Origin of the sequence: Mycolicibacterium komossense (genome assembly GCF_025822605.1) — a bacterium.
Lineage (GTDB): Bacteria > Actinomycetota > Actinomycetes > Mycobacteriales > Mycobacteriaceae > Mycobacterium > Mycobacterium komossense.
The window spans coordinates 379,882-406,033 of the sequence record NZ_JACKTY010000033.1 but is presented as its reverse complement, the minus strand read 5'-3'; the positions used below and the strand labels follow the sequence as shown (position 1 = coordinate 406,033).

General features: G+C 66.3%; 23 protein-coding genes. 5 read left to right on the top strand and 18 right to left on the bottom strand.

What is annotated here, in order from left to right; translation table 11 throughout:
• Positions 1–6: 6 nt before the first annotated feature.
• Genes cobA through mqo form a run of 4 tightly spaced genes read right to left on the bottom strand, consistent with a single transcriptional unit; the run spans position 7 to position 5,151 of the window.
• Positions 7–1,236, bottom strand: coding sequence for a uroporphyrinogen-III C-methyltransferase (cobA, locus tag H7J73_RS22480; protein ID WP_264069885.1), 1,230 nt, complete (start codon positions 1,234–1,236; stop codon positions 7–9).
• 47 nt (positions 1,237–1,283) lie between these two features.
• Entirely contained in the window at positions 1,284–3,158 is a 1,875-nt protein-coding gene (locus H7J73_RS22475) for a magnesium chelatase subunit D family protein (protein ID WP_264069884.1), read from the bottom strand.
• On the bottom strand, positions 3,155–3,625 hold the full coding sequence (locus tag H7J73_RS22470; RefSeq protein WP_264069883.1) for a GNAT family N-acetyltransferase: 471 nt from the start codon (positions 3,623–3,625) through the stop codon (positions 3,155–3,157). Before H7J73_RS22470 ends, H7J73_RS22475 begins: the two co-directional genes overlap by 4 nt.
• Complete coding sequence (gene mqo / locus H7J73_RS22465; RefSeq protein WP_435405562.1) at positions 3,622–5,151, bottom strand: malate dehydrogenase (quinone); 1,530 nt, start codon at positions 5,149–5,151, stop codon at positions 3,622–3,624. Before mqo ends, H7J73_RS22470 begins: the two co-directional genes overlap by 4 nt.
• Positions 5,152–5,337: 186 nt before the next feature.
• Here mqo and H7J73_RS22460 point away from each other — a divergent pair, with 186 nt between their 5' ends.
• Complete coding sequence (locus tag H7J73_RS22460; RefSeq protein ID WP_264069881.1) at positions 5,338–6,360, top strand: alpha/beta hydrolase; 1,023 nt, start codon at positions 5,338–5,340, stop codon at positions 6,358–6,360.
• A 3-nt stretch (positions 6,361–6,363) separates the two neighbouring features.
• Positions 6,364–7,776: a mycothione reductase gene (gene mtr / locus H7J73_RS22455; RefSeq protein WP_264069880.1), complete on the top strand. Its 1,413-nt coding sequence runs from the start codon at positions 6,364–6,366 to the stop codon at positions 7,774–7,776.
• Between the two features lie 196 nt (positions 7,777–7,972).
• On the opposite strand, the gene H7J73_RS22450 is transcribed toward mtr, so the two are convergent.
• From H7J73_RS22450 to H7J73_RS22415, 8 genes are all read right to left on the bottom strand, one after another.
• A complete protein-coding gene (locus H7J73_RS22450) occupies positions 7,973–8,350 on the bottom strand; it encodes an ArsR/SmtB family transcription factor (protein ID WP_264069879.1) in 378 nt (125 codons plus the stop codon).
• Between the two features lie 10 nt (positions 8,351–8,360).
• Positions 8,361–8,717, bottom strand: a complete 357-nt coding sequence (locus H7J73_RS22445) for a hypothetical protein (RefSeq protein WP_264069878.1) — start codon at positions 8,715–8,717, stop codon at positions 8,361–8,363.
• Positions 8,714–9,298, bottom strand: a complete 585-nt coding sequence (locus H7J73_RS22440; RefSeq protein WP_264069930.1) for an MspA family porin — start codon at positions 9,296–9,298, stop codon at positions 8,714–8,716. Before H7J73_RS22440 ends, H7J73_RS22445 begins: the two co-directional genes overlap by 4 nt.
• Positions 9,299–9,392: 94 nt before the next feature.
• Positions 9,393–10,124, bottom strand: a complete 732-nt coding sequence (locus H7J73_RS22435) for a FadR/GntR family transcriptional regulator (RefSeq protein WP_264069877.1) — start codon at positions 10,122–10,124, stop codon at positions 9,393–9,395.
• Positions 10,125–10,133: 9 nt separating this feature from the next.
• Positions 10,134–10,916, bottom strand: coding sequence for a 3-oxoacyl-ACP reductase (locus tag H7J73_RS22430; protein WP_264069876.1), 783 nt, complete (start codon positions 10,914–10,916; stop codon positions 10,134–10,136).
• Positions 10,917–12,284 (bottom strand): aldehyde dehydrogenase family protein, encoded by a 1,368-nt coding sequence (locus tag H7J73_RS22425; protein ID WP_264069875.1) that lies wholly within the window; start codon positions 12,282–12,284, stop codon positions 10,917–10,919. It lies immediately after the preceding gene.
• Positions 12,281–13,048 (bottom strand): gamma-glutamyl-gamma-aminobutyrate hydrolase family protein, encoded by a 768-nt coding sequence (locus H7J73_RS22420; protein ID WP_264069874.1) that lies wholly within the window; start codon positions 13,046–13,048, stop codon positions 12,281–12,283. Before H7J73_RS22420 ends, H7J73_RS22425 begins: the two co-directional genes overlap by 4 nt.
• The gene (locus H7J73_RS22415; RefSeq protein WP_264069873.1) at positions 13,035–14,408 is read right to left on the bottom strand and encodes a glutamine synthetase family protein; all 1,374 of its coding nucleotides are present in this window, start codon (positions 14,406–14,408) and stop codon (positions 13,035–13,037) included. The genes H7J73_RS22420 and H7J73_RS22415 overlap by 14 nt, the downstream gene beginning before the upstream one ends.
• Positions 14,409–14,619: 211 nt before the next feature.
• On the opposite strand from H7J73_RS22415, the gene H7J73_RS22410 reads away from it, so the two are divergent.
• The 3 genes from H7J73_RS22410 to ngg all read left to right on the top strand — a co-directional run bounded on the left by H7J73_RS22410 (position 14,620) and on the right by ngg (position 19,953).
• Positions 14,620–16,191 carry an amino acid permease gene (locus H7J73_RS22410; RefSeq protein WP_264069872.1) on the top strand — a complete coding sequence of 524 codons (1,572 nt, stop codon included), beginning with the start codon at positions 14,620–14,622 and terminating at the stop codon, positions 16,189–16,191.
• Between the two features lie 211 nt (positions 16,192–16,402).
• Positions 16,403–18,202, top strand: a complete 1,800-nt coding sequence (locus tag H7J73_RS22405) for an N-acetylglutaminylglutamine amidotransferase (RefSeq protein ID WP_264069871.1) — start codon at positions 16,403–16,405, stop codon at positions 18,200–18,202.
• Positions 18,199–19,953, top strand: a complete 1,755-nt coding sequence (ngg, locus tag H7J73_RS22400; protein WP_264069870.1) for an N-acetylglutaminylglutamine synthetase — start codon at positions 18,199–18,201, stop codon at positions 19,951–19,953. The genes H7J73_RS22405 and ngg overlap by 4 nt, the downstream gene beginning before the upstream one ends.
• A gap of 7 nt (positions 19,954–19,960) precedes the next feature.
• Here the strand turns inward: ngg and H7J73_RS22395 are convergent, their stop codons facing one another.
• The 6 genes from H7J73_RS22395 to H7J73_RS22370 all read right to left on the bottom strand — a co-directional run bounded on the left by H7J73_RS22395 (position 19,961) and on the right by H7J73_RS22370 (position 26,092).
• On the bottom strand, positions 19,961–20,524 hold the full coding sequence (locus tag H7J73_RS22395; RefSeq protein WP_264069869.1) for an alpha/beta fold hydrolase: 564 nt from the start codon (positions 20,522–20,524) through the stop codon (positions 19,961–19,963).
• A gap of 45 nt (positions 20,525–20,569) precedes the next feature.
• A complete protein-coding gene (locus tag H7J73_RS22390; RefSeq protein WP_264069868.1) occupies positions 20,570–21,232 on the bottom strand; it encodes a hypothetical protein in 663 nt (220 codons plus the stop codon).
• Positions 21,229–22,737, bottom strand: coding sequence for a cobyric acid synthase (locus tag H7J73_RS22385; protein WP_264069867.1), 1,509 nt, complete (start codon positions 22,735–22,737; stop codon positions 21,229–21,231). Before H7J73_RS22385 ends, H7J73_RS22390 begins: the two co-directional genes overlap by 4 nt.
• Positions 22,734–23,591, bottom strand: coding sequence for a type I methionyl aminopeptidase (gene map / locus H7J73_RS22380; protein WP_264069865.1), 858 nt, complete (start codon positions 23,589–23,591; stop codon positions 22,734–22,736). Before map ends, H7J73_RS22385 begins: the two co-directional genes overlap by 4 nt.
• 68 nt (positions 23,592–23,659) lie before the next feature.
• Complete coding sequence (locus H7J73_RS22375; protein ID WP_264069864.1) at positions 23,660–24,235, bottom strand: DUF1707 SHOCT-like domain-containing protein; 576 nt, start codon at positions 24,233–24,235, stop codon at positions 23,660–23,662.
• A 42-nt stretch (positions 24,236–24,277) separates the two neighbouring features.
• A complete protein-coding gene (locus H7J73_RS22370) occupies positions 24,278–26,092 on the bottom strand; it encodes a penicillin-binding transpeptidase domain-containing protein (protein WP_264069863.1) in 1,815 nt (604 codons plus the stop codon).
• Positions 26,093–26,152: the final 60 nt, after the last annotated feature.

The following is a 26,152-nucleotide window of genomic DNA, read 5'->3' as shown; positions in this document are numbered from 1 at the left end:
AGGTTTTTAAGTGCCGAAGGCGGCTGAGAGTCCCGCAACGGCCCCGATCACGATGATTGCCGGAGGTCGAATTCCCTCGGCGCGAATCGTCTCCGCGGCGTCCGCCAGCGTGGCGCGCACCACCCGCTGCGCGGCCGTCGTTCCCTGCTGAACCACCACAACCGGCGTATTCGCTGGTCGGCCCCCTGCACGCAGAACTTCGGCGAACAGCTCGATGCGTTCGACCGCCATCAGCAAGACGATGGTGCCGGACATCGCCGCCAGCGCATTCCAATTCACTAACGATTCGGGATGATTCGGCGCCAAGTGCCCGCTGACCACCACGAACTCGTGATTCACAGCACGGTGCGTGACAGGAACTCCGGCCATTTCCGGCACCGCTATGGCACTTGTCACACCCGGCACAACGGTGACCGGGATGCCGGCTTCGGCGCAGGCGAGGACTTCCTCATAACCGCGGGCGAACACGAACGGATCGCCGCCTTTGAGCCGCACCACGAAGGCGCCGGCCTTGGCCCGGTCGACGAGAACGTCGTTGATGGCTTCCTGAGCCATCGCGCGGCCGTAGGGGATCTTCGCGGCATCGATCACCTCGACGTGCGGGGGCAATTCGGCAAGCAGTTCCGGTGGGGCCAACCGGTCGGCGACGACGACGTCGGCACGCGCCAGCATCCGGCGGCCACGGACCGTGATCAGCTCAGGATCGCCTGGGCCACCGCCGACCAGCGCGACGGTCCCTTTCTGGGTGTCCGGGCTGTCCTCGGTCTCGGTGGCGATCAGCCCCTTCTGCATAGCCTCGTGGATCGCCGACCGGAACGCCGCGGAGCGACGGTGTTCGCCGCCGGCCAGTACGCCGACCGACAGGCCGGCGTAATCGAACGACGCCGGGGTGACGGCGGTGCCCTCGCGGGCAATATCGGCACGGACGCAGAAGATGCGCCGACGTTCCGCCTCGTCGATGATGGCGGCATTCACCTGTGGATCGTCGGTGGCCGCGATCGCGTACCAGGCGCCGTCCAGATCTCCGTCGCGGTAATCGCGCAGCGTCAGGGTGACGTTGGGGCTGTGATCTCCCATGGCTTCCACGGCGGGCGTGGCAGCCCTGGTGATGACGTGGATATCGGCGTCGTTGGCGATGAGCAGGCCGAGTCGCCGTTGCGCGACGGTTCCCCCACCGACGACGACGACCTTTTTACCGGCCAGTCGCACTCCGACGAGGTAGGCGTTCTCGGTCACTCGGCGAGCTTAGAGGTTTCGGCGTGCGTGACGAAGCGGCGTCCCCGTCAGGCGACGCTGCGCACCGCCTGGGTTAGATTGTCCGCCCGCAGTTCGTCCAGTCGCATGACCGGCGCGCCCAACTGACCGGCCAGTGTCGCGGCGAGACCCAGTTTCACGTAGGACGTTTCGCAGTCGACGACCACTGCGGCCGCACCTTCGGCGACCAGCAGGGCCGCCGCAGTCCGGCTGCGGCCCAACGGGTCAGGTCCACCGGTGGCCCGGCCATCGGTGAGCATCACGACCAGGCTGCGTCGTCCCCGATCGCGGACCTTCTCCCTGGCCACCATGTCGCGGGCAGCCAGAAGGCCTTGCGCCAGCGGCGTTTTGCCGCCGGTCTCGAACTGCGCAAGCCGGCGACCGGCGATATAGGCCGACGACGTCGGCGGCAGCAACAGCTGGGACTGGTCGCCGCGGAACGTGATCACGGCGACCTTGTCCCGACGCTGATAGGCGTCCCGCAGGAGCGACAGCGCAGCGCCGCTGACGGCGGACATCCGGTCCCGCGCCGCCATCGAGCCGGACGCATCGACCACGAAGATCACCAGGTTGCCTTCGCGGCCTTCCCGTACTGCGCGACGCAGATCGTCCGGTGCCGGCCGAACCGGCCCTGCGCCGGTCGAGCGGTTCGCGGCCGCCAGCAGGGTGGCGAACAGGTGCATACCGTCACCGGAGTCGTCCGGGCTGACCCCGACGACCGCACCAGATCGGTTGCGCGCTCGGGAGCGCCGTCCCGGCGCACCTTCGCCGACACCCGGCACGCTCAGCGCCCTGGTGCGGAACACCGGCGCCGGCGCACCGCTGGATTTTGACTTCGCCGGAGGCGCCGCACCGGTGACCGCCGAATCCTCTTTGCTCTCAAGCCGTTCCGATGAAGACGGCGATTCTCCCCCACCCGGCGGATCAGGTTCCGGATCGGGCTCGGGCTCTGACTCTGCTGACTCATTGGCCTGCGACAGCGCCTCGTCGAGTGCGCTCTGGTCGAGGCCGGGGTCGTCGAAGGGGTCGCGTCGGCGGCGGTGCGGCAGTGCCAGTTCCGCGGCCACCCGGATATCGTCCTCGGTCACGGTGTCGGCGCCACGCCAGGCCGCGTGCGCGACGGAGGTGCGCGCGACCACCAGATCCGCCCGCATGCCGTCGACGTCGAAGGCCGCACACAACGCCGCGATCCGGCGCAGCTCGCTGTCGGGTAGTACGACATCGGCCACGCGGGCGCGGGCCGCCGCGATCCGGCGGGCGGTATCGGCGTCCTCGGCGGCGTAGCCGGCGGCGAACCCAACCGGATCCGCTTCGTAGGCCAACCGCTGCCGAATGACCCGGGTCCGCACATCGACGTCGCGGGATGCGCGGACGTCGACAGTCAGACCGAACCGGTCCAACAGCTGGGGGCGCAACTCCCCCTCTTCGGGATTCATCGTGCCGATCAGCACGAAGCGGGCGTCATGCGAATGCGAGACGCCGTCGCGTTCGATGTGCACGCGGCCCATGGCGGCTGCGTCGAGCAGGATGTCGACGAGGTGATCGTGCAGCAGGTTGACTTCGTCGACGTAGAGCACGCCTCGGTGCGCACGCGACAGCAGGCCTGGCGAGAAGGCGTGCTCACCGTCGCGGAGCACCTTCTGCAGATCCAGCGAACCGATCACGCGGTCTTCGGTGGCACCGATGGGCAGTTCGACCAGGCGGCCGCCGTCACCGTCTTGGTCGACCGCGGCGAGGATGGTGGCCAAGGCGCGCACCGCCGTCGATTTGGCGGTGCCCTTTTCGCCGCGGATGAGCACCCCGCCGATCTCGGGCCGCACCGCACACAGCACCAGGGCCAGCCGCAGTTGGTCGTGTCCGACGATGGCGCTGAATGGATAGTGCGCGGCGGCGGGAGAGGTCATGTGTGGTCCTCCAGGCGGGCACCGGGGCGCAGCATCGGGACATGCGGTACGCCGTCTTCGAGGAATTCGTCACCGTCGCGGACGAATCCGTGCTGGCTGTACATCTCCTGCAGGTAGGTCTGAGCGTCGATCCGGCACGGGTAGTCGCCCACTTCGGCGATCGCCGCCTGCAGCAGCCGCGAGGTGTGGCCCTGGCCGCGCGAGGTCCGCTTGGTGCAGACCCGTCCGATCCGGAACACCTTCGAACCGCCGGTGTGCTCCTCCATGAGCCGCAGCGTGCAGATCACCTCACCGTCAGGTGCCTCCAGCCAGAAGTGTCGCGTCTCGGCCAGCAAATCGCGGCCGTCCAATTCCGGGTAGGGACACGCCTGTTCGACGACGAAGACCTCAACCCGCAGCTTCAACAGCTCATAGAGCATCCGGGCGTCGAGATCCTTGGCCCAGCTGCGTCGCAGCGCTACCGTCACACGACGCCCGCGGGTTCGGGGTCATCGGTCTCGGCGGCGGCCGCAGCGGCAGCGCCGTCGGGGCCCGCCTCCAGGGCGGCAGCACCGGCGTCGGTTGAGGATTGCAGCCCGAGCACCTTCGTGCCCCACGACCACACCTCGTCGAACAGCTTTGGCTCATTGGACAATTCGGTGCCCAGCGAAGGAATCATCTCCTTCAGGCTGGTCTGCCAGCCTTCGAACTTGTCGCCGAAGCAGCGCTGCATGACATCGAGCATCGCCGGCACCGCGGTGGACGCACCGGGCGACGCGCCGAGCAGGCCCGCGATGCTGCCGTCGGCCGCCGCGATCACCGTGGTGCCGAATTCCAGGGTGCCACCCTTACCCTTGGCAGGCTTGATGACCTGCACCCGCTGGCCGGCAACCGACAGGCTCCAGTCGGAATCGATTGCGCTGGGCGCAAAGTCGCGCAGTGCGTCAACCCGATCTGCTTCCGAGAGCCGCAACTGACCCAGCAGGTACTTCACCAGGCTCAGCTGGGTGAGACCCACACCGAGCATCGACGCCAGGTTGTTGGGCTTGACCGACAGCGGCAGATCGGTCACATGACCCTGCTTGAGGAACTTCGGCGACCAGCCCGCGAAGGGGCCGAACAGCAGCCACTCCTTGCCGTTGATGATCCTGGTATCCAGGTGCGGCGCGGACATCGGCGGTGCACCCAACGGCGGGAAGCCGTACACCTTGGCCTTGTGGCCTGCGGTCACCAACGGGTTCGAGGTGCGCAAGAATTGTCCGCCGACCGGGAAGCCACCGAAACCCTTGGCTTCGGCGATCCCGGCCTTCTGCAGCAGCGGCAGCGCATCGCCGCCGGCGCCGACGAAGACGAACCTCGAGGTGATGGTGCGGGTGTCACCGGTGCGCCGGTTGCGGACCTTGACCGTCCAGGTTCCGTCGGATTGGCGGGACAGGTTCTGTACCTCGTGGCCGAACAACGCGGTGGTGCCGGTGCGGACCCCGAATCCGATGAGCTGCTTGGACAGCGAACCGAAGTCGATGTCGGTGCCGTCCTGGGTCCAGTTCAGGGCGACCGGCTTGGCGAAAGTGCGCTTGGCCGCCATGAACGGCAGCCGCTTGGCGAACTCGGTGTCGTCGTCGATGAACTCGGTGGTGGCGAACAGCGGGTTGGACGCCAATGCGTCGCGCCGCTTGCGCAGGTACTCGACGCGGTCGGCACCCTCGACATAGCTGACGTGCGGGACCGGGTTCAGGAAGCTCCGCACATCGGTCAGCACACCTCTTTCGACGGCGTGCGCCCAGAACTGGCGTGAAACCTGGAACTGCTCGTTGACGTGGACGGCCTTGGTGATGTCGATCGTGCCGTCCGACTTCTCCGGGGTGTAGTTGAGTTCACAGAGCGCGGAGTGGCCTGTACCTGCGTTGTTCCAGGGATCGCTGCTCTCGGCGGCGGCACCGTCGAGGCGTTCGATCAACGTGATCGACCAGTTGGGTTCGACCAGTCGCAGCAGTGCGCCGAGGGTGGCGCTCATGATTCCTGCGCCGATCAGCACGACATCGGTCTTGGTGTTGCGGGGATTCGAGTCTGACACCGGTCCGTTTGTCCTTCGCGCTCGCCGTTGTACCAGTTACTAGGCTATCCCGTGAGGTCTGCCTCTAATCGAGGGAGTCGAGAGGCGTACGTCACCCTCGTATTCTCCCGCCGTTATGGTGAAGCAGTGACGGCATGGGAGACCGACGTCCTGCCCGGCTATCAGCAGACCACGATCGAGCTGGGCGCCGACCCCGATGGTGAGGGCGACCTAGTCGCCACGCTGGTGCGCCGGGGCGATTCCGGTCGTGCGGCGCGCGCAGTGCTAGCAGTGCACGGCTATACCGACTACTTCTTCAACACCGAGCTCGCCAATCGATTCACCGACCGCGGGATCGCCTTCTACGCACTGGACCTGCACAAATGCGGCCGCTCCTGGCGTGAGGGCCAGACTCCGCATTTCACCACCGACCTCAGCCGTTACGGCGCAGAGCTGGAGCGAGCGCTGACGGTCATCGCCGCGGAGACCGGCGAGGCACAGGTGTACATCTACGGGCATTCCGCGGGCGGGCTCATCGTCACGCTTTGGCTGGACCGGGTTCGCCAGCGCGGGCTGACGGCCGTCTTTCGGATCAGCGGCCTGATCTTGAACAGCCCGTTCTTCGATCTCCAGGGGCCGGCGATCCTGCGGGCTGCGCCCACCTCCGCGGCACTGCGCGCGCTGGCCCGCGTCCGCAAGATGACAGTCGTGCGCAAGCCGACGCCGGGCGGATACGGCACCACCCTGCACCGCGACTACGCCGGCGAGTTCGAATACGACCTGACGTGGAAGCCGCTCGGCGGGTTTCCGGTCACCTTCGGCTGGATCAACGCCGTCAGGCGGGGCCATGCGCGGTTGCACCGTGGGCTCGATGTCGGGGTGCCCAACCTGATCCTGCGCTCCGACCACAGCGTCGCCGAACCTCGTGGTTCGGCGGACCCGAACGCGATCGCGCACGGGGACGCGGTTCTCGACGTACACCAGATCGCCCGCTGGGCCGGCTGCGTCGGGAACCACACCACAGTCGCTCCGATCATCGACGCCAAACACGATGTCTTCCTGTCCGTATCGGAATCACGATCAGTCGCTTACCGCGAGCTCGATCGCTGGCTGGATCGACAGCTGGAGGCGCAAAAACACCAGCGCACAACACAATCCGAACAAGGGTGATACGTGGAACATTTTGATCTGACGATCATCGGCACCGGCTCGGGAAACAGCATCATCGACGAGCGCTACGACGACAAGAAGGTGGCGATCTGCGAGCAGAGCACCTTCGGCGGTACCTGCCTCAACGTCGGCTGCATCCCGACGAAGATGTTCGTCTACGCCGCCGAAGTCGCCCAGAACATCAGGGAGGCCGGCCGTTACGGTGTGGACGCTCATCTCGACGGCGTCCGCTGGAGCGATATCGTCTCTCGGGTTTTCGGTCGCATCGACCCGATCGCGATCGGCGGTGAGCAGTACCGGCGCTCCACGCCGAACGTCACCGTCTTCGACAGCCACACCCGCTTCGGTGCGACGCAACCCGACGGCAGATACCTGCTGAAAACCGAGGCCGGTGACGAGTTCACCTCCGACAAGGTGGTGATCGCGGCGGGCTCTCGAGCGATGGTGCCGGACGCAATCGCCCAGTGCGGCGTCGACTTTCACACCAGTGACACCATCATGCGGATCCCGGAGCTGCCGGAGCACCTGGTCATCGTCGGCGGAGGTTTCGTCGCGGCCGAGTTCGCGCACGTCTTCTCGGCTTTGGGCACGCGCGTCACGATCGTGATCCGGGGCGGCACGCTGCTGACCCACTGCGATGACACGATCTGCGAACGCTTCACCGACGTCGCTTCCAAGAAGTGGGAGATCCGCAGCCACCGCACCGTGGTCGGCGCTCATCGCGACGGTGCGCAAACCGTGGTCGAGCTCGACGACGGTTCGACGCTGTTCTGCGACACCGTGCTGGTCGCCACCGGCCGGGTGCCCAACGGCGACCTGCTCGACGCCCACCTCGCCGGGGTGGAGGTCACCGACGGCGGCCAGGTGGTCGTCGACGAATACCAACGCACCACGGCAAGAGGCATTTTCGCGCTCGGCGACGTGTCATCGGATTACCAGCTCAAGCACGTCGCCAATCACGAGGCCCGGGTGGTCCGTCACAATCTGCTCCAAGACTGGGACGATCCGAACCTGGTCGCCTCCGATCACCGGTTCGTCCCGTCGGCGGTGTTCACCGATCCCCAGATCGCCACGGTGGGTCTGACCGAAAACGAAGCCAGGGCAAAAGGATACAAGGTCAAGTCCAAGGTGCAGGACTTCGGCGACGTCGCCTACGGCTGGGCGATGGAGGACACCACCGGGATCGCCAAGATCATCGTCGACGACGACAGCGGCCTGATCCTGGGCGCCCATATCATGGGCCATCAGGCCTCGTCGCTGTTGCAGCCGCTGGTGCAGGCGATGACGTTCGGACTCGGCGGCCAGGAGATGGCCCGCGGGCAGTACTGGATCCACCCGGCGCTGCCCGAGGTGATCGAGAATGCACTGTTGGCGCTGTGTGGTGAACCGCCGTGGCCGCCGTCGCGCCGGCACTAGGAGACGATAGATCCGGCGCTGGCAGGTCGAGCGGGGTATCACCGGTGGGCCGCCTGAGGACTGGGAGGCGGCGCTTTCTTTCCGGCCGAGTTCGACTTTGACAGCCAGGACGCCGCGAGCGGCGCACTGTCGAGTTGCCGGCCGATGGTGGCTGGAACTACGAACGGGTCGGGGGTCCTCGCGGTCGCCTGTGAGGCTAGCGACGTTCGGAGTTATCTGCCCTGTCGTCCAGATGTTCATGCGATGTGTCGTGTGCTGCGCCTATCCAGTGGAGCAGGTCATGGACCGTATGGTCCTCGAGACGGTAGCTGACCAACCGGCCAACTCGCGTGGAGGTGACCCAACCCTGCTCACGTAGCACCCGAAGCGCCTGCGAGACAGCATTTTCCGAACGACCGAGCGCGGCGGCCAGGTCCCCGACGCAAATCCCGGGTGCCCGGTGCAGCCCCAGCAGGATTTCCAGACGGTTCGGGTCCGACAGCAGATCGAAACGCTGCGTCCACCCCCTGATGTCGACATCGGACAGCGCAGAGGAGGCCTTGTCGACCTTGCCCTCGTCCCCTTGACTGTCCATACCCAGAAATCTAGTGCAGCGGTGGCGCACCCACCGGCACGATCGGCGTCGGCGTTTCCGAGATGCTGGTTGCCGGCGCTTCCTGCCCCAGGGGCAACACGATGGGAGTCGGGGCCGTGGACGGCGAAGCAGCGGCCCCACCGCCGGAACCGCCGTCAGACCCCGAATCGGCGCCGGGCGGCCAGTCCACCGCGGTCGGAGGCCAGCTGTCACCGCCGCCGGAGTCCGACGAGCCACCCGGAGGCGGGCAGCCGGAACCGGCACCGAAATCACCGGCGACCGTGCAGTCCGCCCGGGCGAGGCCCGCTGGCAACAGCGCGAAGCACGCCGCCGCGACCAGCACCGACACCATCCACCGCCACGTCATAACGTCAGGATGTCGCCGTAGGTGTTGACGCTGTCGTCGGATTTGTCGGTGTCGATCTTGGCGGTGGTGAACATCCGGATGGACACCGGACCGCCGCACGCATCGACCTTGACGTGCGCGTCGTGGACCGAGATCTCGCCGGTACGGCCCTTCAAAGATTTGGTGCCGAGTCCCACGTTGGTGATGGTCCCGGGCAGGAGGTTCACCGAGACGTTTCCGTTGATCTCGGCGTACGGACCGGTGGTGTCGTTGGTGACGACATTGCCCAGCCCGAGCCCGATGCCGGCGTCGCCACCGCCGCTGATGCTGCCGCCCTCGCTGAGGTCGATCTGACAGCCCAGCTGCAATCCGAAGACCAGCAGCCCCGAATTCACCGGGATGGCGCCGTTGCCGTCGATGGTCGCGATCGCCTTACCGCTGACGAAGCCCTCCCTGGTGAACGCGGTCGCCGCCATATTGGGCACGGAGTTGATCGTCATACTGGTCAGCGCGGCGCTCAGGTGCCAGCCGTCATCGGTGTCAGCCGACTGGCTGACGTCGGCCACGGGGAGCGGATCAGCTCCTGCCGAACCGACTCCAATGGGCAGCAACGCCAAGACCAGGGCGCCAGCCTTGAGAAGGATGCCCACGCGCCGAATGCTATTGCCGGATGCTGGAAATTCCCTGCCAGTGGCTTCAGTCGAGGAACCCGTGCAGCAGTGCGGCCGAGCCTGCGACATGCGCACGCATCGCCGCGGCGGCGGCATCGCCGTCACCGGCCAGAATGGCCATCACAATCGCCTCGTGTTGTTCGTCGGAGTGGGCGATATTGCGCGACAACAGCGGGATCTGGTCCAACAGGCTGTTGAGCCGCATCCGGTTCTCGGCGACCAGCGGCACCAGTGACGGGCAGCCGGCCGCCTCGGCGATGGCCAGATGCAGCCGAGAATCGAGGCGGCGGTAGTCGTCGAGCTTGGCATCGCGCACATCGCCCAGCCTCGACCACAGTTCCTCCCGCTCGGCGGCGGCCAACGTCCGGGTGGCCGCCATCCGTGCCGCACCGACTTCGAGGATTTCCCGTAACCGCAGCGAGTCGTCGATGGTTTCTCGACTGACCCCCTCGGCACCGTGGGTGTGCGCCGGTAGCTCCTCGGCCAGGAACGTTCCGCCGTAGCGGCCGCGACGCGCCACCAGATAGCCCGCGTCGGCCAACGACCTGATGGCCTCGCGGACAGTGTCACGACTGACCCCGAGCCGGGTGGCGAGTTCGCGTTCGGGCGGCAGAGACTCCCCGGGCCGGATCACCCCGAGCCGGATCGTCTGCAGCAACCGCTCGACGGTGTCCTCGAAGGCGTTGCCGGGCCGCACCGGACGCAGCAGGGCCGAGCTGGCTTCCGCTGAAGAAACATCGTCCGGATCGGCCGACATCGAGACCCCTTACAGCGGTGTCACGTAGGCAGAGCTGATACCGCCGTCGACCAGGAACGTCGATCCGGTGATGAACGACGAATCGTCGCTGGCCAGGAAGGCGACGCTCGCCGCCAATTCTTCGGGGTGTGCGAACCGTCCCAGCGGGATGTGCACCAGTCGTCTGGCCGCCCGCTCCGGGTCCTTGGCAAACAGTTCCTGTAGCAGCGGAGTGTTGACCGGCCCGGGGCACAGCGCGTTGACCCGGATGCCCTGGCGCGCGAACTGCACACCCAATTCCCGCGACATCGCCAGCACCCCACCTTTGGAGGCGGTGTAGGAGATCTGGGATGTCGCCGACCCCATGACCGCGACGAACGACGCGGTGTTGATGATCGACCCCTTCTGGGCGGGCACCATGTGCCGAAGCGCCGCGCGGCAGCACAGGTAGACGGACTTGAGGTTGATGTCCTGCACCCGCTGCCACGCCGGCAGTTCGGTGTTTTCGATCAGGTCGTCATCCGGAGGCGAAATGCCCGCGTTGTTGAACGCGATGTCGACCTTGCCGTAACTCTGTGCCGCCGTGTCGAACAGGTTGTCAACGGCATCCTGGTCGGATACGTCGACGGGCACGAACAACCCCTCGAGCTCCTCGGCGACAGTCTTGCCGGTGGCGGGGTCAATGTCGCCGATGACGATGGTCGCGCCCTCGGCTCGCATCCGCTTGGCCGTTGCCAGCCCGATCCCGCTGGCGCCGCCGGTGATCACCGCGACCCTGCCTGCGAGCCGCTGCGTCAGATCTACCTTGTCCACCTAATTTCCTTCCGAGATTGCAAAGAACACGTTCTTGGTTTCCGTGAAATGCAGGGGTGCATCCGGACCGAGCTCGCGCCCGAGGCCCGATTGTTTGAACCCGCCGAACGGCGTGCTGTAACGCACCGAGGAATGCGAATTCACGCTGAGGTTGCCCGATTCCACGGCCCGCGAGACCCGAAGGGCACGCGAGAGGTTGTCGGTCCAGATGGAACCGGACAGACCGTACTCGCTGTCGTTGGCCAACGTGATCGCATCAGCTTCGTCATCGAACGGCAGCACCGTCACGACGGGTCCGAAGATCTCTTCGGTGACGGTGCGATCGGTGCGCGACGGGGTCAGGACGGTGGGCGGGAACCAGTAGCCGGGGCCCGACGGCGCCGAACCGCGGAACGCGACTGGCGCGTCGTCGGGCACGTAGGACGAGACGGAATCGAAATGTCCTTTGGATACCAACGGGCCCATTTCGGTCTCGCGCGCGCCCGGGTCGCCAACCACGACGCCCTTGACGGCGGGTTCGAACAGCTCCATGAACCTGTCATAGACGTTGCGCTGCACCAGGATCCGGCTGCGTGAACAGCAATCCTGGCCGGCGTTGTCGAACACTCCGTACGGAGCCGTCGCGGCAGCCTTCTCCAGATCGCAATCGTCGAAGATGATGTTGGCGCTCTTGCCGCCGAGCTCCAGGGTGACGCGCTTGATGTTGGCGGCGGCGCCGGCCATCACCTTGATACCGACCTCGGTTGACCCGGTGAAGACGATCTTGCGGATGTCGGGATGGGTGATGAAGCGCTCCCCCACCACCGATCCCTTACCGGGCAGCACCTGGAACAGGCCGTCGGGCAGGCCGGCTGCAAGCCCGAGTTCGGCCAGGCGCATCGTCGTCAGTGGGGTGATCTCGGCCGGCTTGACCAGCACGGCGTTGCCGGCGGCCAGCGCGGGCACAAAGCCCCACGACGCGATCGTCATAGGGAAGTTCCACGGGGCGATGACCCCGACGACGCCCATCGGCTCGTTGAATGTCACGTCCAAGCCACCGGCCACCGGAATCTGCTTGCCGGACAGGCGTTCCGGGCTGGCCGAATAGTACTGCAGCACGTCGCGGACGTGCCCGGCCTCCCATTCCGCGTTGCCGATCACATGCCCGGAGTTGGCGACCTCCAGCGCTGCGAGTTCGTCGATATGGGCGTCCACCTCGGCGGCGAACGCCCGCAGTCCGGCGGCGCGTTCGGCCGGAGTCAATGCGGCCCACGCCTTCTGCGCGCCACGGGCACGAACCACCGCGTCGTCGACTGCCGGCACGTCGAGTAGCTCGACGGTCCGCAGTGTTTCCTCGGTGGCGGGATTGATGAGGGTTGAAGTACTCAAGCGTGAACCTTTCCTGATGTGTACGCCGAGGCGGCCTGCACCACGGCCGCGAACAGTCGCAGATCGTCGAGTCTTTCCTCGGGATGCCACTGCACCGCGAGAACGAACTGGTCGCCGGATTTCTCTGAGATCTTCTCGATGGCTTCGACCACACCGTCGTGGTCCCAGGCGCTGGCGATCAGCCCCTGCCCCAACTCGGCGATGGCCTGGTGGTGATAGCACTGCGCATCGGTCGACTCACCGATCAGCGACGCCAGCCGCGTGCCGGGAACCGTCTGGATGGCCGACGTGTTGAACACGGCGTTGCCGGCCTGGTGCCAGCCGTGGCCCACGATATCGGGCAGGTGCTGATGCAGTGTGCCACCCAGTGCGACGTTGAGAATCTGTGCACCACGGCAGATTCCGAGGATCGGCAACCCACGCTGCAGCGCTTCCTTGACCAGGGCGAACTCCCAGGCGTCGCGATCGCGCGCCGGTTCGTCGGTGGTCGGCAGCGCCTCCTGGCCGTAGCTGGCCGGGTCGACGTCGCGCCCGCCGGTGAGCACCAACGCATCGACGCTGCCGAGCACCCTCGCTGCGATCTCGGCATCGACAGGCTGGGGCGGCAGCAGTAGCGGAATGCCGCCGGCCAGCGTCACACCTTCGAGGTAGATCGCCGGCAGAAAACTGGCACGTACGTTCCAGACCCCGGTTTGCGCGGGCTGAAGGTAAGTGGTGAGGCCCACAACGGGCCGCCCCTGGGGGGGGAAATCAGAGCCGCTCAAAACCGCGCATCCTCTCCCAATCGGTGACCGTCGAGTTGTAGGCCGCGAGCTCGACTCGCGCATTGTTGAGGTAGTGCGCGACGACCTCGTCGCCGAAAGCTTCGCGCGCAACACTCGACGCCGCGAACAGCTCGGCCGCTTCGCCGAGGGTGGTCGGAAGGCGATCGGCGCCGCTGACATATGCGTTACCGGTGCAGGGTTCGGGCAATTCGAGTTGCTGGTCGATGCCGTGCAGGCCGCCGGCGATCAGCGCGGCGACGGCCAGATACTGGTTGACGTCACCTCCCGGCGCGCGGCACTCCATTCGCATCCCGTGACCGTGCCCGACCACCCGCAGCGCACACGTCCGATTGTCCAGCCCCCACGCCACCGCGGTCGGGGCGAAGCTACCTTCGACAAAACGCTTGTAGGAGTTGATGTTCGGGGCGTAGAACAGCGTCAGCTCGCGCAGCGTCGCCACTTGGCCCGCCACAAAGTGCTGGAACATCTTCGACATACCGAATGGCTCGCCGGAGTCGGCGAACACCGCCGAGCCGTCGGTGCCGCGGAAAGAAATGTGGATATGGCAGCTGTTGCCCTCGCGCTCATCGTATTTCGCCATGAACGTCAGGCTCTTGCCGTGTTTGTCGGCGATCTCTTTGGCGCCGTTCTTGTAAATCGAATGGTTGTCGGCGGTGACCAGTGCGTCGGCGTAGCGGAACCCGATCTCCTGCTGGCCGAGATTGCACTCGCCCTTGACCCCCTCGCAGTACATGCCGGCGCCTTCCATGCCGACACGGATATCGCGCAGCAGGGGCTCCATCCTGGTCGACGCCAACATCGCGTAGTCGATGTTGTAGTCGGTGGCCGGGGTCAGATCGCGGTATCTCTTGGCCCACGCGTCGCGGTAGCCGGTGTCGAAGACCATGAACTCGAGTTCGGTGGCGGCGACAGCGCCCATTCCACGGTCGGCCAGTCGGTCCAACTGGGTGCGCAGGATGCTGCGCGGCGCGGGTACCACGGGCCGACCGTCGTCCCAGCCGAGATCGGCCGTCACCATCGCGGTACCGGGCAGCCACGGCAGCAGGCGCAGCGTGGAGAAGTCGGGCGTCATGACCATATCGCCATAACCGGCTTCCCAGCTGGACATGGCGTAGCCGTCGACGGTGTTCATATCGACGTCGACGGCGAGCAAATAGTTACAGCACTCGGCGCCGTGTGACGCGGTGTCCTCGACGAACAGCCTGGCCGAGATCCGCTTGCCCGTGAGCCGACCCTGCATATCGGTGAACGCCACGATGACGGTGTCGATGTCGCCGGTGGCGACCAGCTGTTCGAGCTCGGACAGAGATAACATCCCGCGATTCTTACTCGGTGTCATGCGCACTCCCTCGTGGACCGATAGACGAGAAGTCAACCATTGGATATCGCACGACGGCGTCTCCCCAGGACAGATTTACACAACCGTCACTCCAAAGGTAGGACACCAGACCAATAGCACTCTATTGTCCCTATGCAGTAGGCGGCCCGTCGGTGGGGGCACCGGTTTGGGCTTTGACGGCCTTGCAGGCCCTGAAAAGAAGGGAACTACCGTGCCCGAGGGTCACGAAATTCTGGATGACGACGAGGCACATCTCGCGTCGCTCGGTTATACGCAGGAGCTGCACCGCTCCTGGTCAGGCTTCTCCAACTTCGCCATCTCGTTCTCGATCATCTCGATCCTGGCCGGCTGCTTCACCTCGTTCGGGCTGGGCTGGAACAACGGCGGCCCGGCGGCGATCGCCTGGGGCTGGCCCATCATCTCGGCCTTCATCCTGGTCATCGGGCTCTGTATGTCCGAGTTGGTCTCGGCGTTCCCGACCTCCGGCGGAATCTATTGGTGGGCAGCCAAACTCGGCGGCCCGAAGGCCGGCTTCTACACCGGCTGGCTGAACCTGGTCGGCCTGATCGCCATCCTGGCCTCCGTCGCCTACGGCAGCGCCACGTTCCTGGACCTGACGCTGGGCACCTTCAGCGAAAGCTGGCTGGCCGGCTACAGCCTGACCCGCACCTTCATCTTGTTCCTGATCATCCTGGTGATCGTCGCGGTCATCAACATCTTCTCCTCGCATCTGCTGGCCGTGATCAACAACATCTCGGTGTGGTGGCACGTCGCCGGTGCGGCAGCGGTCATCGTGATCCTGTGGGCCATCCCCGCACAGCACGCCAGCTTCTCGACGGTGTTCGCGACCACGGTCAACAACACCGGCTTTTTCGGCGGTTCGACGTCGGGCCTGACCTTCCTGCTGTTCGTTCTCCCGATGTCGGCGATTCTGACGCAGTACACGATCACCGGCTACGACGCCTCGGCGCACCTGTCCGAGGAGACCAAGAGCGCGGCCGACGGCGCCGCCAAGGGCATCTGGCGCTCGATCTTCTACTCCGCGATCGGTGGCTGGATCCTGCTGCTGACCTTCCTGTTCGCCGTCCAGGACGTCGACGGGGTGACCGCAGGCGGCGGCGCGGTGGCCACGATCTTCACTCAGGCGATGGACTCGAAGTGGGTCGCCATCGTGCTGCTGATCTCGACCGCCGGTCAGCTGTTCTGCACCACCGCATGCCAGACCAGCGCGTCGCGCATGCTGTTCGCCTTCAGCCGCGACCGCGCGGTGCCCGGCCATCAACTGTGGTCGAAGCTCAGCGCCAAACGGGTGCCGGCCAACGCGGTCATCGTGACCGCGACGATCGCCGCGATCATCACGCTGCCGGCATTGGTCGAGGTCGACATCAACGGTGCCCCGGTGCCGGTCGCCTTCTTCGCGGTTGTCTCCATCGGCGTGGTGGGCCTCTACCTGTGCTTCGCGGTACCGATCTACTACCGCTGGAAGGCCGGCGACGCGTTCCCGGTCGGCAAGTGGAACCTGCGCGGTCATCACAAGTGGATGGCCCCGGTCGCACTGATCGAGATCATCGTGACGTCGATCATCGCGATGTTCCCGACGTCGATCAGCGGCGCACCCTGGGATCCCAGTTTCGAATGGAAGTACGTGAACTACACGCCGCTGCTGGTCGGCGCCGTGTTGATCCTGCTCTTCATCTACTGGCACGTGTCGGTGAAGAACTGGTTCACGGGCCCGATCAAGCAGGTGGACGCGTCGGGCGAATCACTGGAGGGCGTCTCCTAACTCCGCCGGCTACAGGTATCAGCTATAGGTATAGGCCCGCCGCAAGGCTGGGTCCCGCGCCCCTCGTGCCCTCCGGCCGAGGGGCGCGGTCTTTTCTGTCATCAGGACTGTGACGGGCATCTCTGAACCGGCCGAAGGGTTTGACCTCTCCGCCCACGGGTAATTAACGACGGCAAAAGTCCGAACTGTCGTCGAGGGTAGGGTCGAAAACGTGTGTGGAGCTACCGGCGAGGTACGCCTCGACGGCCGAATGCCCGACGTCACCGCGGTAGCGGCGATGGTTGACGTGATGGTCCCGCGCGGGCCCGACGGTGCCGGGGTGTGGTCGCAGGGCCGGGTGGCGCTGGGGCACCGGCGGCTCAAGATCATCGATCTGTCCGAAGCAGGCTCGCAGCCGATGATCGACGCCGAGCTCGGCCTTGCGGTCTGCTGGAACGGCTGCATCTACAACTACGAAGACCTCCGCTCCGAACTGATCACCCACGGGTACCGCTTCTTCTCCCACAGCGATACCGAGGTGCTGCTCAAGGCCTATCACCGCTGGGGTGACCGATTCGTCGATCGCCTCCACGGGATGTTCGCCTTCGCCATCGTCGAGCGCGACAGCGGCCGCGTGCTGCTCGGCCGCGACCGGCTCGGCATCAAACCGCTGTACCTGACCGAGGATGCGAACCGGGTCCGCTTCGCCTCGTCGCTGCCCGCGCTGCTCGCCGGCGGAGGCGTCGATACCCGCATCGACCCAATCGCCCTCAACCATTACCTCAGCTTCCATTCGGTCGTGCCGCCGCCGCAGACCATCCTGCGCGGGGTCAAGAAGGTGCCGCCGGGTTCACTCATCGCCTTCGAACCGGATGGCCGACGCACCGAGATCACCTACTGGGCGCCGGAGTTCACCCGGCACGACGAGCGCACCGACTGGACCGAGAGCGACTGGGAGGATGCGGTTCTCGACTCGCTTCGGCGCGCGGTCGAACGTCGCCTGGTGGCCGACGTGCCCGTCGGCTGCCTTCTTTCGGGCGGCGTCGACTCCAGCCTGATCGTCGGCCTGCTCGCCGAAGCCGGACAGAGCGACCTCAAAACCTTCTCCATCGGCTTCGAGTCGGTGGGCGGCGTCGCCGGTGACGAGTTCGTTTGGTCGGACATCGTCGCCAAGGAGTTCGGCACCGATCACCATCAGATCCGCATCGACACCGCCCGCATGCTGCCTGCGCTCGACGGCGCGATCGGGGCGATGAGCGAACCCATGGTCAGCCACGATTGCGTCGCCTTCTACCTGCTCAGTGAGGAAGTCGCCAGGCACGTCAAGGTGGTGCAGTCCGGGCAGGGCGCCGACGAGGTGTTCGCCGGTTACCACTGGTATCCCCCGATGGGTGAACCGGCGGCCGCGAGCCTCGACGGCTCGGTAGCGGCATATCGCTCGGCGTTCTTCGATCGCGACCAGTCCGGTGTCGGCGCGCTCACCGGTTACGGCGCCGCCGACGACCCGAGCGGCCGCTTCGTCACCGAGCATTTCGCCCGCGCCGGCGCCGAAACCGGGGTGGACCGGGCGTTACGCCTGGACACCACGGTGATGCTGGTGGACGACCCCGTCAAACGTGTCGACAACATGACGATGGCCTGGGGCCTGGAAGGTCGCGTGCCGTTCCTCGATCACGAACTGGTGGAACTGGCCGCCACCTGCCCACCCGGGCTGAAAACCGCCTACGACGGCAAGGGTGTCCTGAAACAGGCTGCGCGCAGGGTGATTCCGTCGTCCGTCATCGACCGCCCGAAGGGCTACTTCCCGGTGCCGGCCCTGACTCACCTCGAGGGCCCCTACCTCGAACTCGTCCGCGACGCGCTGTACGCACCCGCGGCCAAGGAACGCGGCCTGTTCCGGCCGCAAGCGGTCGAGCAGCTGCTGGACGATCCGAACGGACGCCTGACCCCGTTACGCGGTAACGAACTGTGGCAGATCGCGCTGCTGGAGTTGTGGCTGCAGCGGCACGGCATCACCGGGCCGGCCGCGTGAGCGAACCGACGGAGGCCATCACCCTCAGCCTGCATGACGCGTCGCCGCAGCACCTCGTCGATGCCATGGCCAACAACGTCGAACTCGAACTCGGTTGGGGCCGACTGATTTTCGGCCAGACCTTCGCCGACCCCGTAGAGCTGGCCGAAGCCCTGCGCCGGGAGGGACCGGGCCGCCGCGATATCTGCATCTACGCCCGCGAGTCGCATGTGCTGGTCGCCATGGCACCACACGAGTTGTTCATCGACCCCAGCCACACCTACCGGCTGCGATTCACCGATGACCAGCCGCAACCGGCCAAGGCGCCGGTCGGCTTCGAGGTCCGGACCCTCAACAGTGCCGGCGACGCCGACGCCATGAACCGCGTCTACGTCCGCTGCGGGATGGTTCCCGCGCCCAGCGACGTCATCTGGGACAACCACACCACCGCCGGCGCCGTCGACTATCTGGTCGCGACCCGCGTCGATGACGGCACCGTCATCGGCACCGTCACCGGCGTCGACCACGAACTGCTCTTCGCCGATCCCGAGCAGGGCTCCAGCCTTTGGACACTCGCCGTCGACCCGGCGGCCAACCTGCCCGGTGTCGGCGAAAGCCTCACCCGGACGCTCGGTGACATCTACCGCGAGCGCGGCCGTGCCTACCTGGATCTGTCTGTCGCGCATGACAATGCGGCAGCCATCGCGCTCTACGAGAAGCTCGGCTTCGCCCGTGTCCCGGTGCTCGCGGTCAAGCGCAAGAACGCCATCAACGAGTCGCTGTTCACCCCGGTCCCCGAGACGGTCGACGATCTCAACCCGTATTCGCGGATCATCGCCGACGAGGCCCTGCGCCGCGGCATCCGGGTCGAGGTGATCGACGCCGAGACGGGTGAGATGCGGCTGTCCAACGGCGGCCGCAGCGTCATCACCCGCGAGTCGCTGTCCGAATACACCTCGGCCGTGGCGATGAGTCGCTGCGACGACAAGCGCCTGACCCGCCGCATCGTCAGCGAGGCGGGTGTCGTGGTCCCGCGCGGCCGGTTGGCCACGTTCGACGAGGGCGACCACGAATTCCTGGCCGAGGTGGGCGATGTCGTGGTCAAACCCACCCGCGGCGAACAGGGGAAGGGCATCACCGTCGGGATATCTGGGCCCGACGAGCTCGACGCCGCACTGGCCCGGGCTCGCGAGCAACACCCCCAGGTGCTGATCGAACAGCGAGCCGCCGGTGAGGATCTGCGACTGGTCGTTATCGACGGCAAGGTGGTCGCTGCCGCGCTGCGCCTGCCCGCCGAAGTCATCGGCACCGGTAAGCACACCGTCCTGGAACTCATCGAAGCCCAGAGCCGGCGCCGCTCGGCAGCCACCGGTGGTGAGTCGGTCATCCCCCTCGACGAGGTCACCGAGGGCACCGTCAAGGACGGCGGCTGGTCCTACGACGACGTGCTTCCCGAAGGTGTCCGGCTGCGCGTGCGCCGGACCGCGAATCTGCACCAGGGTGGCACCATCCACGATGTCACCGCCGATGTGAACCCTGAGTTGTGCCGGGTGGCGGTCACCGCCGCCGAGGCCATCGGGATCCCGGTGACGGGGATCGACCTACTGGTACCGGACGTTGCCGGCGAGGAGTACGTATTCATCGAGGCCAACGAACGTCCCGGCCTGGCGAATCACGAACCGCAGCCGACCGCGGCGGCCTTCGTCGATTTCCTGTTCCCCGGCCAGCCCGGCCTGGCACCTGCCTGGACTCCCGCGCAGGCGCAGGACTAGCGCAGAGCTACCAGGTGCTGGTGCGCAGCACGATCTCGCTGGCCAGCTGCGCCGTCGATTCCGCAGCGTTGCGCCGGCCGAGCAGATCCACCAACCGGAAATCACCGTAGACATACCGCTGGCTTGCTTGAGCGACCGTCCGCGCCGCCGGACTGCTGACCAGCGCGGTGGTGTTCATCTCCACCGGCGGGCAGTGCTCATCACGAACGGCGCCGTTCTGGTCGGGCACCTTCGGGTGGCCGCGGTCGACCACCACCAGCCCGGTGAACCGGTCGAGTCGGGTGGCGGCCAGGTCCCAAGCCAGCTCGGCGCCCCCGCGGTCGCCCACCAGCACCGCCCAACGCACTCCCACCGCGTCGAGCACACCGATCACCGATTTAGCGGTCAACTTGCGATCGGGCGCGATCACCACCGTCCGCAGTGACGCGGTGTGGAGCCGCTGGCATACGGACTCATACGACGCGACCGCTTGTTGTGCGGCGCCGAGCAGAACCACGGCAGGCCCCTTCTCCGGACCGGTGACGTCAATCTGGATCGGGAACCCGTCGACAGTCATCAACGTCGAAGGCATTTGGCCACGCTACAGGCATTCCCTCTGATCTCGGGGCGTGTTCGCTCAGGACGATCGAATCCGGTCGGTCTGTTTGCGAACCGTATCCAGAAAGGTTTGCGGCAGTGCCCCTTTGACTGGGATCGTCGGATTCTCGGTGGGCAACGCGATGCCGAAGACTGCCATCGTGCCCACGTTGGCGAACGACATGAAAATGCTGTTGTCCTGCTTGCCGATCGTCATCGTCTGCTGGTAGACCAGCTCCCCGTCACCGGACGGAAGTTTGGTGGTGACGATCGGGATGCCGGGCGACATCGGATCGAAGTATGTCTTGAAGGTCTCGCACCGCGCGGCCGTCGCCGCCAGTTGGTCGAGGTCGAGATGCCAGGACAGCACGGTCATCAACATCCTGGCTCCGTCATAGCTGACGCTGTATTTGGCCGCGCTGCCCGGCCCGCGCTCCGCGGATCCGGCGATGACGTCGGTGAAACCGTTGGAGCACCCTTCGGGTTTGGACAACATCGCAGGCGGTCCGGCCGCTCCGTCGGGCACGCCGGGATCTTCGGTGATCCGGTCGTACTGCACACCGGCGGGGAAATCGGCCTGCGTCAGCAGCACCTTCTCGAGGCGGGCACCCGGCCAGGTGGGAGTCCCGGAGACGATCGTCGAACACCCGGACAGGCCGAGCACAGCAACGGCGGCCAAGGCGGCAAGGACGGTGCTCTTCACTGGTCCAGGCTACCGAGCAGACCCGTGGTCACCGTCGGCCTCGACGGCGCACCATTGTCGATCAGGCCCGAAATAGCCGCCATGTCCAGGTGCGCTGCGAGCAGATCCGCCATCGCGTCGAGCTGGGTGTCGCGCCGGCGCGGGACGTCGGTGTCGGGTGCGACGACGAAACCCGCCCGGCCCGCCGCGGCGGCGGCCGCGGTCAGCCAGTCGCGGCGGAATCCGTTGTTGTCGAGCAGCCCGTGCCAATGGGTGCCGAAGCTGCTGCCGCGCACCAGACCCACCCCAGACCAGTCGCTCTCGGCGCTGCGCCGGACCTGTCCGTGGTGGATCTCATAGCCCGACAGCGGGGTTTCCCAGTGGCACAGCGTCTTTGCCGGTGCGAATTCGATATCCGCGTCGAGCATGGCAAGCCCCGCGACGCGGGCCGGACCCGCCCCGTGCTCGACAGCGTCCTCGATCTGGCGGCACATCATCTGGAATCCCCCGCAGATCCCGAGGACGGGTTTGCCCGCCTCGGCATGCGCGACGATGCCGGCGTCCAGTCCGCGATCACGCAGCCAACCGAGATCAGACACGGTCGCTTTGGTGCCGGGGATAACGACGATGTCGACGTCGGAGAGTTCGGCGGCGTCCTCGACCCAGCGCACCAACACACCCGGCTCACAGGCCAGTGCCTCGATGTCGGTGGAGTTTGAGATCCTCGGCAGCCGTACGGCGGCGACCCGCAACCACTGTTCTCCGATCGGCGGCCGGGGCACGCCGACCACCCGGTTGGCCAACACCGACACGGAATCCTCGGTGTCGAGCCACAGTTCGTCGGCGTAGGGCACCACTCCGTAGGTGGGCCGGCCCGTCAACGCTTCCAACTGTTCCAGGCCCGGTGCCAGCAGTGCGGGGTCTCCGCGGAACTTGTTCACCACGAAGCCCGCAATGAGCGCCTGGTCAGCGGGTTCTAGCACTGCCACAGTCCCGAACAGATGCGCCAGCAGACCCCCGCGGTCGATGTCCCCGACGACGATCACCGGCAGATCCGCCGCGCGGGCCAGCCCCATATTGGCCAGATCGGTTGCACGCAGGTTGATTTCGGCAGGCGAACCCGCGCCCTCGCAGACGACCACGTCGAATTCGGCACGCAGCCCGGCTAATTCGTCAGCCACCACCGCCGACAGATGCGCCCGGTGCTGCATGTAATCGGCCGCCCGGACCGTTCCGGCAACCACACCCCGCACGACGAGCTGCGAGCTGCGGTCACTGCCCGGCTTCAGCAGAATCGGGTTGAACCGGACACTGGGCGCCAGGCCGGCCGCACGCGCCTGCATTGCCTGCGCGCGCCCGATCTCACCACCATCAGCGGTCACCATCGAGTTGTTGGACATGTTCTGCGCTTTGAACGGCGCCACCCGAATTCCCTTGCGCACCAGCAGTCGGCACAAGCCGGCCACCACCATCGATTTGCCGGCGTCCGAGGTGGTCCCGGCAACCAGCAATGCACCGCCGCTCACACCAGTGTGAGGATTTCCGCACCGCTGTCGGTCACGACCAGCGTGTGCTCGAACTGCGCGGTCCACTTACGGTCCTTGGTGACGACGGTCCAGCCGTCGTCCCAGATCTGATAGTCCAGCGAGCCCAGGTTGATCATCGGCTCGATGGTGAACGTCATCCCTGGCTCGATGATGGTGTCGACCGCGGGCTGGTCGTAATGCAACACGACCAGGCCGTTGTGGAACGTAGTGCCGATGCCGTGGCCGGTGAAGTCGCGAACCACGGTGTAGCCGAACCGGTTTGCGTACGCCTCGATGACGCGGCCGACCACCGACAGGGCCCGGCCAGGCTTGACCGCCTTGATCGCGCGCATCGTGGCCTCGTGTGTGCGCTCAACGAGCAGCCGGTGCTCCTCAGAGACGTCACCTGCCAGGAACGTCGCGTTGGTGTCGCCGTGCACGCCGTCGATATAGGCCGTCACGTCGATGTTGACGATGTCTCCGTCCTGCACCACGGTCGAGTCCGGGATGCCGTGGCAGATGACCTCGTTGAGCGACGTGCAGCACGACTTCGGGAAGCCCTTGTATCCCAGTGTCGACGGGTAGGCGCCGTGGTCGAGCATGTACTCGTGCGCGACGCGGTCCAGGTGATCCGTCGTCACGCCGGGTGCCACGGCTTTACCGGCCTCTGCGAGCGCACCCGCCGCGATCCGGCCGGCGACGCGCATCTTCTCGATTACCTCGGGTGTCTGCACCCACGGTTCGGAACCTTCGGCGACCGTCGGCTTCCACGCATATTCGGGGCGGGGAATGGACTTGGGAACCGGCAGCGTCGGCGACAGCTCACCGGCGCGCAGGGCGGTGCGAACAGACATGCAGCCAGCGTAACGGGAACGTCGAGTCGTCGACGCGGCCGAGTCGACGACTCGGCCCGGGCTACTTGCTAAACCTTTTTGAGCCAGGGCTTTCGCTGCCCGCGGATTTCCACCGACCCGCACACCACCTTGCCGGTCAGGATCACGTGCGGGGTGCCTTCGGCGGGCGCATTCTTGCGGTGGTCTCGAGCGCTGCCGACGATGACCTCGACATCGTCGATGGACGCACTGGCTCCCTCGGGCAGCCGCAGCTCCAGCCCGCCGACGCGAAGATCCAGTTCGATCACGACGATCGGACCGGCGAAGCGGGCCTTCGTGAGATCCAGCTCGACCGACCCCATTCGTCGGACCAGGGCCAGCCGGGTCGGCACGATCCATTCACCGTGCCGTTTGAGTGAGCCGAGCACGCCACGCAGTTCCACCCGGTCGGTGGCTGAGGTGACGATCGCGCCTGGCCCCGGCAGGTCGCCGACCAGCGTGTCGAGCTCGGAATGCAGTCGCGCCTGCGAGACCCGCGCCGAGCGCTCCTCGAACTCGCCGATATCGATCAGACCGAGCGCGACGGCGTTATGCAGCCGGCGCAGGGTTCCGTTGCGGTCGGCATCAGATACCCGCATCGCGGCGGTCTCATCGATTCCGGTCATGGCGCTTCTCAATTTACCGCCAGGCGCGCCAATCCAGCGCCGTCAGGCGAGGTACGCGTCGGGCATGCTGTCCATCATCTGCTTGGTCATCCGGACTGCATACTCGGAACTACCGCCCCCGACGATGAGCGCGGCGAACGCCATGTCGCCGCGATAGCCGGCGAACCAGGCGTGTGAACCACCCTCGAACTCGGCCTCACCGGTCTTTCCGTGCACGTCGCCCTCGCTGGCGATGTCCTTGGCGGTGCCGTTGGTGACCACCAGCCGCATCATCGACCGGAGCCCGTCGAGCATGTCGGGGCTGATCTGCGGGCGATCACCGGTGACACCGGTCGGCTTACCGATGATGAGCTCAGGTGTCGGCGTCTTTCCCGCTGCCACCGTCGCCGCCGCCAGCGCCATGCCGAACGGACTGACCAGGACCTTGCCCTGTCCGAAGCCGTCCTCGGTGCGTTCGGCGAGGTTCACGGTAGGCGGCACCGAACCGGAGATCGTGGAGATCCCGTCGATCTGGTAGTCCGGCCCGATTCCGTACTGGGAAGCCGCGACCGTCAGCGCGGTCGGCGGCATCCGGCTGGCCAGCTCGGCAAACGTGGTGTTGCACGAATTGGCGAACGCCTTGGACATCGGGACGGTGCCCAGGTCGAAGTTGTCGTAGTTCGGGATGGTCCGCTGACCGATGTCGATGGTGCCCGGGCAGGGCAGCAGGGTGTTGGGTGATGCCATCGCGCGATCGATCGCCGCGCCTGCGGTGATGATCTTGAACGTCGACCCCGGCGGGTAGAGACCGTTGGTGGCCACCGGTCCGTCGGCATCGGCGGCCGCGTTCTGCGCGACGGCCAGGATCTCGCCGGTCGATGGCTTGATGACCACCATCATCGCCTTGCGGCCCTGGCCGTTGACTGCCATCTGAGCGGCGTTTTGCACCGTGCGGTCCAACGTGATGGACACCGATGGCGCCGCGGACGGCGCGACCTCGTTGAGGATGTCGACCTCGGCGCCGTTCTGGTTGACGCTGAGCACCCGCCAGCCAGCCTCGCCGTCCAGATCGTTGATGACCGCCTTCTTGACCTCGTTGATGATGGCGGGCGCGAAATGGTCGTCGGTGGGCAGCAGATCGGCCTGTGGGGTGACGACGACGCCGGGCAGCTCACCGATGGCGGGTGCGACGCGGTCGTTGTCGTCCTTGCGCAACGTGATGAGGTTCAGGCGCCCGTTGGCCGAACTGGCCTCCTCCGCCAGCCGTTGCGGATCGAGGGTGTCGTCGAACGGCCGCAGTGCGTCGACCACGGCCCGCGCGGTCGGCATCAGGTTCTGACCGGCCCGCGCCGCGTCGAGTTCGTAGTGGTACAGATTGCCCGGTACCAGCACGTCGCTGCCGCCCACTTCGTTCACCGATGCCCGTCGCGGCGCGTCGGCCCGCAACACCAGGGTCTGATGTTCGCCGAGGCGTGGGTGCAATCCCGTTGCGCTCCAACGGACTTCCCAATGTCCTTCCTGGCGGATCATGTTCAGCGCACCGTCGTAGGTCCAGGTGCGGTTCTTGGGCAGATGCCAGGTGTACCGATAGGCGATCGTCCCGGTGTCCTCGGCGTAGCGCGACGAGAGGATCGTCGCGTCCAGATGAGTGGCCTGCAACCCGGCCCAGGACGCGTTGAGTGCGTTGCGGGCATCCTCGGGGCGGTCGGTCAGCAGCGAAGCCGCCGACGTGTCACCGACAGTGAGGGCGGCGAAGAATTGCTCGGCCGCGGGTCCGGGGCCGTCGGGCCTGGGGGTACATGCGGAGAGGCCGACGATCAGGCTCGCGGAGGCGAGCAGAGCCGTGGCCCGTGTGACTAGTGATGCTTTTGTGACCATTGAGGCTGATGTTAGAACTGCGCCTCTTGATAACGGTTTAGGCACACCGGGATTACTACG

Excerpts from the sequence above, each read along its gene's own strand:
- H7J73_RS22475 (WP_264069884.1), bottom strand. The coding sequence starts at position 3,158 with ATGACCTCTCCCGCCGCCGCGCACTATCCATTCAGCGCCATCGTCGGA.
- mqo (WP_435405562.1), bottom strand. The coding sequence starts at position 5,151 with ATGAGCGCCACCCTCGGCGCACTGCTGCGACTGGTCGAACCCAACTGG.
- H7J73_RS22450 (WP_264069879.1), bottom strand. The coding sequence starts at position 8,350 with ATGGACAGTCAAGGGGACGAGGGCAAGGTCGACAAGGCCTCCTCTGCG.
- H7J73_RS22445 (WP_264069878.1), bottom strand. The coding sequence starts at position 8,717 with ATGACGTGGCGGTGGATGGTGTCGGTGCTGGTCGCGGCGGCGTGCTTC.
- H7J73_RS22435 (WP_264069877.1), bottom strand. The coding sequence starts at position 10,124 with ATGTCGGCCGATCCGGACGATGTTTCTTCAGCGGAAGCCAGCTCGGCC.
- H7J73_RS22415 (WP_264069873.1), bottom strand. The coding sequence starts at position 14,408 with ATGACACCGAGTAAGAATCGCGGGATGTTATCTCTGTCCGAGCTCGAA.
- H7J73_RS22395 (WP_264069869.1), bottom strand. The coding sequence starts at position 20,524 with ATGCCTTCGACGTTGATGACTGTCGACGGGTTCCCGATCCAGATTGAC.
- map (WP_264069865.1), bottom strand. The coding sequence starts at position 23,591 with ATGTCTGTTCGCACCGCCCTGCGCGCCGGTGAGCTGTCGCCGACGCTG.
- H7J73_RS22375 (WP_264069864.1), bottom strand. The coding sequence starts at position 24,235 with ATGACCGGAATCGATGAGACCGCCGCGATGCGGGTATCTGATGCCGAC.
- H7J73_RS22370 (WP_264069863.1), bottom strand. The coding sequence starts at position 26,092 with ATGGTCACAAAAGCATCACTAGTCACACGGGCCACGGCTCTGCTCGCC.